The organism is Candidatus Manganitrophus noduliformans (genome assembly GCF_012184425.1).
GTDB lineage: Bacteria > Nitrospirota > Nitrospiria > SBBL01 > Manganitrophaceae > Manganitrophus > Manganitrophus noduliformans.
In genome coordinates this window covers 329751-342350 of the sequence record NZ_VTOW01000003.1, presented here as the reverse complement: position 1 = coordinate 342350, position 12600 = coordinate 329751, and the positions used below count along the sequence as shown (strand labels likewise).

Sequence of the window (12600 nt, the reverse complement as noted above, 5' to 3'; positions counted from 1 at the left end):
CAAGAAAAGCCTTTAAGGCGTCTACCTGTTTGGCATCAAACGAACCTGGGCGGATAAAAGCGGGAGAACGGCAGATGAATCAACCCCTTCAAGGCAAAGTCGCATTGGTCGCAGGGGCGACGCGCGGCGCGGGGCGCGGCATCGCGGTCGAGCTCGGCGCGGCGGGCGCCACGGTCTACTGCACCGGCCGGACCACCCGCGCGCAACGTTCGGAGTATAACCGTCCCGAAACGATCGAAGAGACCGCCAAGATGGTCCAGCAAGCCGGCGGCCGAGGGATCGCCCTGCAGGTCGATCATTTAGACCCGGCGCAAGTGAAGGCGTTGGTCGCGCAGATCGAGCGCGAGCAAGGCCGCCTTGATCTCCTGGTGAATGATGTCTGGGGAGGGGAACTCTTGACCGAGTGGAACGTGCCGGTGTGGGAGCATTCTCTCGAAAAGGGCTTGCGCCTGCTGCGGCTCGCGATCGACACCCACATCATCACCAGCCACTTCGCCCTCCCCCTCTTGATCAAACATCCGGGCGGGTTGCTCGTCGAGATGACCGACGGCACCGCCGAATACAACAATGCAAACTACCGGCTGTCGCTCTTCTACGATCTCGCCAAAACTTCGGTCATTCGAATGGCCTGGGCGCAGGCGAAGGAGCTTTCGCCCCATCAATGCACCGCCGTGGCGCTGACCCCCGGCTGGCTGCGCTCCGAGATGATGTTGGATATCTACGGCGTCACCGAAGCCAACTGGCGGGACGCCACCGCGAAGCAGCCCCACTTCGTGATCAGCGAAACGCCCCGTTACGTCGGCCGCGCCGTGGCCCACCTCGCCGCCGATCCCAAGGTATCACGCTGGAACGGCCAATCTCTTTCGAGCGGCCAGCTCGCAAAAGTTTACGGCTTCACCGATCTTGACGGTTCCCAGCCCGATGCCTGGCGCTACATGGTGGAGGTGCAGGATCCCGGCAAACCGGCCGACGCCACCGGGTACAGGTAACGCAGCCGCTCGACATGACCAACCAAGCAACGTCCGCTGAGGGAGATTCGACTGATGGCCGCCGCCTCTACACGCATTCGCCGCCACCTGAACGCCCCTCGCGCAGAGGTCTATCGCGCCCTTCTCGACGCGCAAGCGGTCGCGACATGGATGGTGCCGGACGGGATGACCAGCCGCGTGCATGCCTTCGATGCCCGCGAAGGGGGTCTATTCAGAATCTCGCTTACCTACGACGCGCCGACCGGGACCGGCAAGACGACCGCCCACACCGACACCTACCATGGCCGCTTCGTCAAACTGGTTCCCAATGAACAGGTCATTGAAGTGCTGGAGTTCGAGACGGACGATGCCGCGATGCGCGGCGAGATGACCGTCACCTTCACACTCATTGATGCGGCCGGCGGCGCCGATCTGCTCGCCGTCCACGACAACCTGCCGCCCGGCCTCTCGCCGGCCGACAATGAAATCGGCTGGCGAATGGCGATCGACAAGCTCGCGGCATTCGTCGAGACGCGCCGAAACAAGTAGGCCCGCGCCCTCGCGGCGCGAACCTTCGAAAGCCCACAAAGGTAGTAAAATGCAGATACGCCCGATCGAGCCTCCAGACATTCCACGGTGGATCGAGCTTCGCGCCAGGCTGTGGCCCCAGGAGTCGCGGTCCGAACTCGAAGCGGAGGGACCTGTCATGCTTACCGCGGAACCGCCGCTGATTGTTTTCGTCGCCGAGGAGAACGGCCCGCTCGTCGGATTTCTGGAGCTCGGCCTCCGGTCTGTCGCGGAGGGTTGCATCAGCTCGCCGGTGCCTTACGTGGAAGGATGGTATGTGGAGGCCGACCGGCGGCGGCGCGGCATCGGCCGTGCTCTGATGAACGCCGCGGAGGGATGGAGTCGGGCCCACGGCTACACGGAGATCGGCTCGGATACGGAAGTAGTCAACCGTCTCAGCCGCGACGCCCATGCGGCCCTTGGGTTCGAGGAGGTGGAGACGCTGGTTATTTTTCGGAAGTCGCTTTAAGTGGTCTCCCCATCATCAAGGAATCCCAAGGCCTCGCCGCGTCATAAAAAAATCTCTGGCCACCCAGGCCAGAATGACCGGCCGCCTTCGGATCGAACCGATACAGTAAGGAAGCCACGCATGGCCATAGGGGATATAAACCCGAACAGGGACCCCCAGTGGTTCCGCGACCTCTTTGGCCCGAATCGGCAGCCCCCATAACTGCTCCAACCGGCACGGGGTTCCTGATTTTTGAAGCCGCGCCAACGCGGCCCGGGCCAGCACCGGATCGTGCGTCGCCACCGCCACCTCCCTCGCCCGGCCGGCCAGCCGATCGATCAGCTCCAAAAAGCGTCCCTTCGGATCGATCGCTTCTCCGGTAGGATCGGGCCACTCCCCTTTGACCACCCGCACCGGAGCGCCAAGATCGATGGCGCATTCGGCATCGAAAAAACTCCGGCGCCATCGAGAAGGAAGCGTGCAGCCGATGTGGGGGTAATACGGAACGGCTTTCTCAAGCAACCGAAAAGTGGGCGGGGCGGTATCAAAATCATGCGAATCGAAGTGAATCCGGACCCCTCGCTCGCCGGCAACAGCCAGAAGCTCCTTCAATGCCTCAAAATCATACCGAAGCGAAGGGGCTTTGATCGAGAGATGGGCGTCCAACTTTTCGGAGGCGATGGTCTGCAGCGCCGTTTGATAATTTGAGAGAACCTCTTCCGGTGTATCCCCCGGCCCGTCCCAGGGACAGAGGATACTCCCCCACCCTCGGGCAGCCACCCGGCGGCAAAGACGAAGGGCATCGGTGAGATGAGGGCCGGCGATGTAGTTTTCGGCCAGACGCCGGACCATCCATTCTTTTATTTGGATCAACATTCCGAACCTGCCTTCTTATTTGAAGCGCCGCATGACCTTGCCGCCCGCTTGGCAAGAGAGATCGACCCCCAGGCCGAACAAGCCTTTCGGAGAATAAGGATAGGTTCGGGTCGAGACATAGGCGTGGGCCTGGTCGGTCCAGACCCGCAGCCAAGGTTCATCGATTCCCAAGAATTCATATCCTTCGAGCCCCTGCTTGAAGGCATAACGGATCATCTCATGCATCAGAAGCGCACCGGGGGAACACCGGGCCCATTTTTCATCGTAGCCGGTCTTTAAGACCCAGAGCCGGCCGGCGCATTGAACCGCCAGTATGGAGGCGATCGCCTTTTTATCCATCCTGAAAAAACCAAGCCGAAGGAGTCCGAGGCGCGCCGCGGCCTGAGCGTAGAGATAAAAAAACCGCTTCAGCGGTTCGTTCAACTGCAGCGCCGTTCCATGTTGTCCTTTCCAGCCGGCCGTCTCCACAACAAGGAGCTCTTCAAGATAACGATCGACGTTTTCGGCATCGGGAGAGACCATCTCAAACTGCACCTTTCCCTCGGCCTCCGCCCGCCTTTTCGCCCTCCGGAAACAGGCGCGGCGGGAAGAAGAAAGGGCCGACTCGAATTCGGCCCATCCCCCTTTACAAGAGAGCCAGAGCGACCCCTCCGTTTCCTTGACCGTCGTATAGGCATGCCGCTCGCTGCGCCCGCGCAATAGGCGGATTTCTTCAGCGGAGGAGGGGACCCTTCGTAGGAGCAGCGGCCGCTTCAGAGCGACGATGCCCTCCACCAGTTCTTCCAGCGCGGCGAGGTCCTCATAAATAAACCCGCCCGGCTCAAACAAAAAAGAACAACCCAATAATTCGAGTCGTTCGATCCCTTTTTGTCGAACAGAAACCAACGGCGCCGCCGCGGTGATTTTCCCTTTTGAACGGACGATAACAATGGAGAGTTGCTGCGGCGGGCAAAAGGCCTCGGCACAAGCGACAAACCACTCGTGACGAAGCAGGGGATTTCCAAACGGTTCTGCAATCTCGTTCCAAGGCGTCGAAAGGATGCGGAGATCCTCAAGACGGTCGACAATTTCAACCACGATGCATCATCCATCAATGAGTTTGATCGAGAGGTTCGCATCTTGGTAGAAATATGAGATGGAGACCCTTCTGCGATCCAGTCTTTAAATTTTTATCGCAAAGAGATCTTCGGCTGCTGTAACAGCGGATACACTGTTTGATAAAAATAAAAACTTTCGGTGGAGGGAACGGATGAAGAAATAATTCTTTCGAAAGGAGGATTACATTGGCGACGATCGAGATCACGCGTCGATCGGAGATGAAAGGTCTGTCACTCGGACCGTATGAAGGCGCTACGCCGCCCGGCGGGCTTCGTTTACGAGTTGATGCGCCATCCGTGTCGGCTCAGGCAAACGATAGCGGAGTTGGGAGGAGAGGACGATCTCGACCGCCCGGTCGAGGGTCATCCGGTGACCGGGGGAGATAAAAACCGGCGACACTCCATCGCGCGTCCGGAGGACCGCGCCGATCGTCTCGCCGCGATCGATCAAGGGAGACCACTCGCCCTGCAGCGGTCCCGGCTCGCGATGGGCGCCGATCAGCCGCGTCTTGCCGCAGCCGATGGAAGGAAGATCGACGAGCAGACCGAGATGAGAGGCGATGCCGATCCGCCGCGGGTGGGCGATCCCCTGGCCGTCGGCCATCAAACAATCGGGGCGGATCTGCAGTTTCTCCCACGCTTTTAAAACGACGGGGATTTCTCGGAAGGAGAGAAGACCGGGGACATACGGAAAGGCGACCTCCAACGAGGCGGTCGCCACCTCCAGGATCGGGAATCCCTTCGGCTGCGGATGTTGAAGATCGAGGACGACCACGGCGGCGAAGAGCCGATTCGACCCGAACGCGTTGGAAACGTCGACCCCGGCGATCGTTCGGATCACCGCCGGGGCCTGATCTAAGATAAGTTGTCTGCGGAGCCGGTTCTGGATCTCGATCGCTTCGAGGGGGGTCACATCCCATCGATGAAGATCGAGAAAGTTCATTTTTTTGCTTTGCCCTTCGGCTTGGCTTTGGACTTCGCCTTGGCCTTCGGCACGCTCTTCAGCTTCGGCTTTGCTTTGGCTTTCCCTCCCGACACCCGTCCCCTGACACCCGTCCCCTTTTTCTTGAGCAGCTTCTCGATCGCCTCTCCGATCAGCGCCGGATTTTTCACGACCGTGACGCCGGCCGCTTCGAGGGCCGACATCTTGTCGTCCGCCGTCCCCTTGCCGCCGGCGATGATGGCGCCGGCATGGCCCATTCGCCGTCCCGGAGGGGCGGTGATCCCGGCGATGAAAGCGACGACCGGCTTGCTAACGTTCCGCTTGATGTAATCGGCCGCCCGCTCTTCGGCGTCGCCGCCGATCTCTCCGATCATCACGATCGCCTCGGTCTGCCGGTCTTTCTCGAACATGCCAAGAACATCGACGAAGTGGGTCCCGTTCACCGGGTCGCCGCCGATACCGACGCAGGTCGACTGCCCCAGTCCCCGCTGCGTCAGCTGCCAGACCGCCTCATAGGTGAGGGTCCCGCTTCGGGAGACGACGCCGACGTTCCCCTTCTTGTGAATGAAGCCGGGCATGATCCCGATCTTCGCCTCTTCCGGCGTGATGACGCCGGGACAGTTCGGCCCGATCAGACGAACCGGCTTGTCGGCGAGGAACCGCTTCACCTTCATCATATCCAACACCGGGATGCCTTCGGTAATGCAGATGATCAACGGAACGCCGGCCTGCGCCGACTCCATGATGGCGTCGGCGGCAAACGGGGGGGGAACGAAGATCAGCGACACGTCGGCGCCGGTCTTCTCCACCGCCGCTTCGACCGTATCGAACACCGGAATCCCCTCGAAGTCGGTTCCCCCTTTGCCCGGGGTGACCCCCGCGACCACCTTCGTCCCATAGGCTTTGCAGGCCGAGGCATGGAAGGAGCCCTCCTTCCCTGTGATCCCCTGCACCAAGATCCGCGAGTTCTTATTCACCAGGATACTCATCGACGCTCCTCAAAGTAGATTGGAAATAATCTAAATACCATTCAGCAACTTTTCATCCTGAGCTAAAGCGAAAGATCTCAGATTCTTCAGCTTCGTCTCAGAATCACAACGAAGACCGCTTATCTTACCTGCGCCACGATTTTTTGCGCCCCGTCCCACAGCGTGTCGGCGACCGTCAGATTCAGTCCCGACTCGGCCAGCATCTGCTTCGCCTCCTTCGCATTGGTCCCTTCAAGGCGGACGACGAGCGGAACGTTGATCGAGACCTCTTTCGCCGCTTCGATGATCCCCCCGGCGATCCGCTCGCAGCGGACGATCCCGCCGAAGATGTTGACGAAGACCCCTTTCACGTTCGGATCGGAGAGCAAGATTTGGAACGCCTCTTTCACCGTCTCTTTCGAAGCGCCGCCGCCGACGTCGAGGAAGTTGGCCGGCTCGGCCCCGGCGAGCTTGATCACATCCATCGTCGCCATCGCCAATCCCGCGCCGTTGACCATGCAGCCTATCGTCCCATCGAGCTTCACGTAGTTGAGGCCATGCGCCGTCGCGCGGGTCTCAAGCGGGTCTTCCTCGTCAAGGTCGCGGAACGCCCGAATATCTTCATGGCGGAGGAGAGCGTTGTCGTCGAAGTTCACCTTGGCGTCAAGCGCCATCAGCTTGTTCTGCTTGGTGATGATCAGCGGATTGATCTCGATCTGAGAGGCGTCCTTCTCGATGAAGAGCCGATAGAGATTCCCCAGCATCGCCACCCATTGCCCGATGACCTCCTTCGGAAGGCCGAGCTTGAAGCCGACCGTGCGCCCCTGGTGCGCCTGGTATCCGATCACCGGATCGACCGAGAGCTTCACGATCTTGTCGGGAGAGTGCGCCGCCACCTCTTCGATCTCCATCCCCCCTTCGGTGCTGGCGATCAGGACGATCGACGCGGTCCCCCGATCGGCCACCCAGCTCACATAGAGCTCTTTCGCGATATCGACCCCTTCCTCGACGAGGAGCTTCTTCACCTCTTTCCCCTGCGGGCCGGTCTGAGGGGTAATGAGGATTTTTCCCAACAGCTCCTGGGCGATCGAAGCGACGTCCGATTTATTCTTCGCCAGCTTGACGCCGCCGGCTTTTCCCCGGCCGCCGGCATGAATCTGCGCCTTCACCACCGTGATCGGCGTCGCCAAGGTGTCGGCGGCGGCCTGCGCTTCCTGCGGATTAAATGCCACCTTGCCGTTCGGAACAGGGATCTGATATTTCGCGAAAAGGGCCTTCGCCTGATATTCATGAATGTTCATCGATTCGTCCTTATCTGTATTGTCCTCGTAGGGGCGGACCTGCGTGTCCGCCCTGCACTACCGGGAGGGCGCACACATCGGTGCGCCCCTACATCAATTAATTCTTCTTCACATAATCGGGAAATAACATCGGGGAGACTGTTTTCGACTCGACCCCCGCCTTCTTCTGCGCCTCGCGAAATTGATCGAGGTGCGCCAGGGTCAACTTTCCGGGGGCGATCTCCGTCGCCCGCTTCGACGCCGCGCGCCCGGCCCGCCGCCCGTAGACGATGATGTCGAGAAGGGAGTTCCCCATCAACCGGTTGCGGCCGTGAATCCCGCCGGAGGCTTCCCCCGCCACAAAGAGATTCCGGACGGTCGATTCGCCGTCGACATTGATCTGAATTCCCCCGTTCTGGTAATGCAACGTCGGGTAGACCAGGACCGGCTCTTTTCGGATATCGATCTGATAACGCGAGAACTGCCGGACCATGTTCGGGAAGCGATGGGCCAGGGTCCCCTCTCCGTTGACGATATCGACCATCGGCATGTCGAGCCAGACGCCGCGGCGGCCCGCCGCCGTCTCCACCCCCCGCCCCTCCGCGCACTCTCGGATCACGGCGGAGGCGACCGCATCGCGCGTCTCCATCTCATTGATGAACCGCTCCCCCTTCACATTGACCAACTGCGCCCCGACCGACCGGATCGCTTCGGTCACCAAGATCCCCGCCATCGGCTCGGGATAAACCGCGCCGGTCGGATGATACTGAAAGGTATCCTGAAGGGTCAGCTTCGCCCCGGCCCGGTAAGCGATCGGCAGTCCGTCGGCGGTGGCGCCGTAATGATTGCTCGTCGGGAAACCTTGAATGTGAAGGCGCCCGATCCCCCCCGTCGCCAGGATCACCGCCTTCGCCTGGACGACGACATACTGATTGTTGTCGAGGTTCTTCAAGACGGCGCCGGTGCAGGCCCCTTCCCCGTCGGTCAGAAGCTCGACGATGGGAGAAAACTCCAGCAGCTCGACCTGCTCGTTGAGGACGCAATCCTTGAGGACCCGCATCAACTCAAGACCGGTATAATCTTTACAGCGAAGCAGACGCGGCTTGCTGCTCCCGCCGCCGCCGCGGATGCTGAGGTTGCCGTCGGCCTCGCGGTCGAAGAGAACGCCGATGTCCATCAGCCACTTCGCCACCTCCGGCCCTTCTTCGACGAGGGTCTTCAGGAGCGCCGGATCGTTTTTCATGTAGCCGCCCCGGAGGGAATCGAGGAAGTGGCGCACGGGAGAATCTTCCGCCGAGACCGCCACCTGCATTCCCCCTTCGGCCATCACCGTATTCGAATCGCCCAGCCGAAGCTTGGTCGCAAGGAGGACGCCGGCCCCCGCCGCCTTCGCCGTGAGCGCCGCCGTCGCCCCCGCGCCCCCCCCGCCGATAATCAGCAGGTCCACCTGATGGTGCGGAGAGAGGGAAATCTCTTCGGAAGCGATCGGGCTTTTCCCTTCGAGGAGGTTGGCCAGCTCATGAACCGTCTGCTCCCCTTGGTTGGGGCCGATCTGAATCGTCCGATACGCCTCTTTCTTATAATCGGGATGAAACTTCCGGATCAAGGCGTCTTTGTCTTCCGGAGAGAGGAGCGCCCTCTCCTCTTTCATCCGCGCCGCCCGGCTCTCATTCACCCGTGTTTTCGAATCTTCCAAACTCATTCACCTTTCCTTATTAGTTGCTTTGTTCAATTCCTCATTTCTCTTCAGATCGGCAATATTCGGACAAGGCCGCATCGTCGGCGGAGAGAAGCCTGTCCCACGCCGACGCATATTTCCCCGATCGAACCTCCTCGATCCGGTGAAGCAGGCCGGTCGCCTCTTTCGGATAGAAGGCGCCGGTCAGACGGCGGACATACATCCCGACGCGGTGGGGCTTGATCTGCACTTCGCAGACCGCCGCGCAAAGGCCGCACATCACGCAAGTGGTGAACTTCTCCGCCACGGTTGCAAGCTCCCCGTTGATCGCCGCCCGCACCCCCCCCATGACGTCGATCTCCTGCGGACAGACCGACGTGCAGGCGCGGCAGGCGGTGCACCGGCGCGTTTCGGGATAATACTGAAAGAGGGTTTTCTGCGTGGGGGCTTCTTTCGGAAGAAGCGCGATCGCCTTTTTGGAGCTGTCGGAGGGGATGAAGGTGATCGCCATTCCATCGCGAACCGCCGTCTGGCAGGCGAGCCCCGTTTTTGAACTCATCTGATCGGGAAGGCGATAGGTGATGGGACAGGCGCCGCAAACGCCGCCGAGACAGCCGACCCCGTGGATCGTCGGCCGGCCGAGATGCCACATCGCTTGGATGACGGTGATTCCTTCCGGGACGGGGTGTTCGGCGCCATCGACCTCGATGCGGATCAGAGAAGACTGAGAATCGGAATGGGACATCAAGACGTTTCCTTTTTGTGCGGATGAGCGCAGATCAGGCGATGGGGCAGGTTTTGAGCTCCTCTTCGGACATCTTCATCAGCGTCTCCCATTGCGTATTGTACTTTCCACAGTGAATCTCTTCGATTCGGCTGGAAAGCTGCGGCGGCCGTTCGTTGAAGAAAACCCCCTCCGCGCGGCGAACATAGAGGCCGACCTGATTGGAGGAGATCTCGGCGATGCAGACCGGGACGCAGAGGCTGCACATCACGCAGGAGAGGAAGAGGTTGGAGGCCTCTTTGAAATCTCCGAACGCCGCTTTCCAGATGCCGGTCCGGACGTCGATTCCCTGGGGACAGGCTTCGGTGCAGGCGTTGCAGTTTCGGCAGAGGGCGACTTCGGGAAAATATTTGAAGAGATCCTGTTTCGGATCGGTGATCTCTTCCATCCGGTAGATCGGCTTCTGAACCGGAAAGGAGGCGGAAAGAGAGAAAGAGATCCCCTCCTCGACGATCAATTGGCAGCCGAGCCCCTGCTTGAGCTCATAACTTCCCTTGGTCCGATAGAGGGTCGAGCAGGCCCCGCAGACGCCGCCGAGACAGCCGATGCCGCGGGTGATCCGGTGGCCGGTATGCCACATCGCTTGGATCAGCGTGATCCCCTGGGGGACTTGATACTTCTTCCCCATGATCTCCACCGTCACCAGATTCTTCTTTTCGGTCGTTTCCACCGTCGGCATCTTTGTCCAAAATCGTAGGGGCGATCCTTGTGATCGCCCCTATTCTTCAATGAACGTTACGCGTTCAGCGCGTTGAGCGCCGACCCCGCTTTGAACCAGTCGATCTGCTGCGCGGTCATGCTGTGATTCGCCTGGACCGTGATCTCTTTACCGTCGGCCTTGTGGATCACGACGTCGACCGCTTTGCCCGGGGCCAACTCGGAGAGACCGATCACGCTGACCCGGTCGTTCTGCTCAAAGTTTTCCCAATCCTTCGGGTTCGCAAAAATGAGCGGCAAGATCCCCTGCTTCTTAAGGTTCGTCTCATGGATCCGGGCGAAACTCTTGGTAATCACCACCTTGATGCCGAGGAAACGGGGCGACATCGCGGCATGCTCGCGGGAGCTTCCCTCGCCGTAATTCTCATCGCCGATCACCACCGACCCGACCCCTTTGGCCATATATCTTCGGGCCACCTGGGCCGGGGTGAGGTTCGACTCGCCGGTGAGGACATCGTTCGCCTTCCCCGCCTCCGTCGTGAAGGCGTTGTTGGCGCCGAGGAACATGTTGTCGCTGATCTTGTCGAGATGCCCCCGGTACTTCAGCCAGGGCCCGGCCGGGGAGATATGGTCGGTGGTGCACTTTCCCTTCGCTTTGACCAGAATCGGGAGCTTCGAAAAATCTTTCCCATCCCATTTCGGGAAGGGCTGAAGCAGTTGCAACCGCTCGCTGGTCGGCGGGAGGTCGACGGTGAGGTTGTCGCCGTTCTCCGCCGGGGCGACAAATCCTTCTTCCCCTTTTGCAAATCCCTTGGCCGGAAGCTCTTCACCCCGGGGCGGCTCGAACTGAATCTTCGTGCCGTCGGCGGCGGAGAGGGTTCCCTTCACCGGATCGAAGGTCAGATCGCCGGCAAAGGCCATCGCCGTCACGATCTCCGGGCTGCTGAGGAAGGAGAGGGTCTCGGCGATCCCGTCGTTTCGGCCGGGGAAGTTCCGGTTAAAGGAAGAGATAATCGAGTTCGACTCTCCCTTCTTCACATCGTCCCGCTTCCACTGGCCGATGCAGGGACCGCAGGCGTTCGCCAGAACGGTCGCTCCCATCTCTTCGAAGGTCTGCATGAAACCGTCCCGCTTCATCGTATGGTAGATCCGCTCCGAGCCGGGAGTGACGAGGAACTGCGCCTTCGCTTTAAGACCGGCTTTCAATCCCTGCTTGGCGATGTGGGCCGACCGGCTGATATCTTCATACGAAGAGTTGGTGCAGCTGCCGATCAACGCCGCTTTGAGCTGGATCGGATAGCCCTTCTCCTTCGCCTCGGAGGCGAGCTTGGAGATCGGACGGGCGAGGTCGGGGGTGTGCGGACCGACGACATGCGGCTCCAGCTCCGAGAGATTGATCTCGATCACCTGGTCGTAATATTTCTCGGGCGACTGGAGAACCTCCGGATCGGCGGTCAAGAGTTCCTTGTTCGCATCGGCAATCTTGGCCCACTCCTCCCGTTCGGTCAGCTTGAGGTAGGCCGCCATCTTCTGGTCATAGGGGAAGATCGAAGTCGTCGCCCCGAGCTCGGCCCCCATGTTGGCGATGGTCCCCTTCCCGGTGGCGCTGATCGTTTCGGCGCCCGGTCCGAAATATTCGACGATTTTATTGGTTCCCCCTTTGGTCGTCAGCAGACCGCAGAGGTAGAGGATGACGTCTTTCGCCGAGGTCCATCCGGTGAGGCTGCCGGTCAGGCGAACGCCGATCAGTTTCGGATGGAGGACTTCCCACGGAAGGCCGGCCATCACTTCACCGGCATCGGCCCCGCCGACGCCGATCGCCATCGCGCCAAGCCCGCCGCCGTTCGGCGTATGCGAATCGGTCCCGATGATCAAGGCACCCGGAAAGGCGTAATTCTCAAGAACCACCTGATGGATGATTCCGGCCCCCGGCTTCCAGAAACCGATCCCGTATTTCTTCGCGGCCGACGCCAGGAAGTTGTAGACCTCCTTGTTTTCGTTGATCGCCCGCTCGATGTCTTCTTTCGCCCCGCTCTGCGCCCGGATCAGATGATCGCAGTGGATCGTGCTCGGAACGGCGGCCTGTTTCTTCCCCGCCTGCATGAACTGAAGCATCGCCATCTGGGCGGTCGCATCCTGCATCGCGACCCGGTCGGGCCGAAGCGCCAGCTGCGCCTTCCCCCGCTCCCACTTCTGCGTTCCAAAATCGTCGACATGCGCGACCAGGATCTTTTCCGTCAGGGTGAGGGGACGGCCGAACTTTTTACGTGCTTCCGCCAGACGAGCCGGCATCGATTGATATAGTTTCTTAATCATTTCGGTAGACATCATTGT

General features: G+C 60.4%; 12 protein-coding genes. 3 read left to right on the top strand and 9 right to left on the bottom strand.

All coding sequences use genetic code 11. The features are described from left to right. The first annotated feature begins 74 nt into the window (after positions 1 to 74). From MNODULE_RS16220 to MNODULE_RS16210, 3 genes are read left to right on the top strand one after another with little or no spacing between them, the layout of a single operon-like run. Positions 75 to 989 carry an SDR family oxidoreductase gene (locus MNODULE_RS16220; protein WP_168061768.1) on the top strand — a complete coding sequence of 305 codons (915 nt, stop codon included), beginning with the start codon at positions 75 to 77 and terminating at the stop codon, positions 987 to 989. Between the two features lie 54 nt (positions 990 to 1043). Next, positions 1044 to 1517, top strand: coding sequence for an SRPBCC family protein (locus MNODULE_RS16215; RefSeq protein WP_168061766.1), 474 nt, complete (start codon positions 1044 to 1046; stop codon positions 1515 to 1517). Further along, positions 1450 to 2004 carry a GNAT family N-acetyltransferase gene (locus MNODULE_RS16210; RefSeq protein ID WP_320412484.1) on the top strand — a complete coding sequence of 185 codons (555 nt, stop codon included), beginning with the start codon at positions 1450 to 1452 and terminating at the stop codon, positions 2002 to 2004. The genes MNODULE_RS16215 and MNODULE_RS16210 overlap by 68 nt, the downstream gene beginning before the upstream one ends. A gap of 15 nt (positions 2005 to 2019) precedes the next feature. On the opposite strand, the gene MNODULE_RS16205 is transcribed toward MNODULE_RS16210, so the two are convergent. From MNODULE_RS16205 to MNODULE_RS16165, 9 genes are all read right to left on the bottom strand, one after another. Then, a complete protein-coding gene (locus tag MNODULE_RS16205) occupies positions 2020 to 2859 on the bottom strand; it encodes a proline dehydrogenase family protein (RefSeq protein WP_168061762.1) in 840 nt (279 codons plus the stop codon). Positions 2860 to 2874: 15 nt separating this feature from the next. Next, positions 2875 to 3936: a GNAT family N-acetyltransferase gene (locus MNODULE_RS25295; protein ID WP_168061760.1), complete on the bottom strand. Its 1062-nt coding sequence runs from the start codon at positions 3934 to 3936 to the stop codon at positions 2875 to 2877. A 273-nt stretch (positions 3937 to 4209) separates the two neighbouring features. Next, positions 4210 to 4899 carry a deoxyribonuclease V gene (gene nfi / locus MNODULE_RS16195; protein ID WP_168061759.1) on the bottom strand — a complete coding sequence of 230 codons (690 nt, stop codon included), beginning with the start codon at positions 4897 to 4899 and terminating at the stop codon, positions 4210 to 4212. Beyond that, positions 4896 to 5888 carry a succinate--CoA ligase subunit alpha gene (gene sucD, locus MNODULE_RS16190; RefSeq protein ID WP_168061757.1) on the bottom strand — a complete coding sequence of 331 codons (993 nt, stop codon included), beginning with the start codon at positions 5886 to 5888 and terminating at the stop codon, positions 4896 to 4898. The genes nfi and sucD overlap by 4 nt, the downstream gene beginning before the upstream one ends. Positions 5889 to 6007: 119 nt before the next feature. Then, on the bottom strand, positions 6008 to 7168 hold the full coding sequence (gene sucC / locus MNODULE_RS16185) for an ADP-forming succinate--CoA ligase subunit beta (RefSeq protein WP_168061755.1): 1161 nt from the start codon (positions 7166 to 7168) through the stop codon (positions 6008 to 6010). Positions 7169 to 7265: 97 nt separating this feature from the next. Then, entirely contained in the window at positions 7266 to 8849 is a 1584-nt protein-coding gene (locus MNODULE_RS16180; protein ID WP_168061753.1) for an FAD-binding protein, read from the bottom strand. 34 nt (positions 8850 to 8883) lie between these two features. Continuing rightward, a complete protein-coding gene (locus tag MNODULE_RS16175; RefSeq protein ID WP_168061751.1) occupies positions 8884 to 9570 on the bottom strand; it encodes a 4Fe-4S dicluster domain-containing protein in 687 nt (228 codons plus the stop codon). 34 nt (positions 9571 to 9604) lie between these two features. Next, complete coding sequence (locus MNODULE_RS16170) at positions 9605 to 10288, bottom strand: 2Fe-2S iron-sulfur cluster-binding family protein (protein ID WP_168061749.1); 684 nt, start codon at positions 10286 to 10288, stop codon at positions 9605 to 9607. A 56-nt stretch (positions 10289 to 10344) separates the two neighbouring features. Then, positions 10345 to 12594, bottom strand: coding sequence for an aconitate hydratase (locus MNODULE_RS16165; protein WP_168062587.1), 2250 nt, complete (start codon positions 12592 to 12594; stop codon positions 10345 to 10347). Between the last annotated feature and the right edge of the window lie 6 nt (positions 12595 to 12600).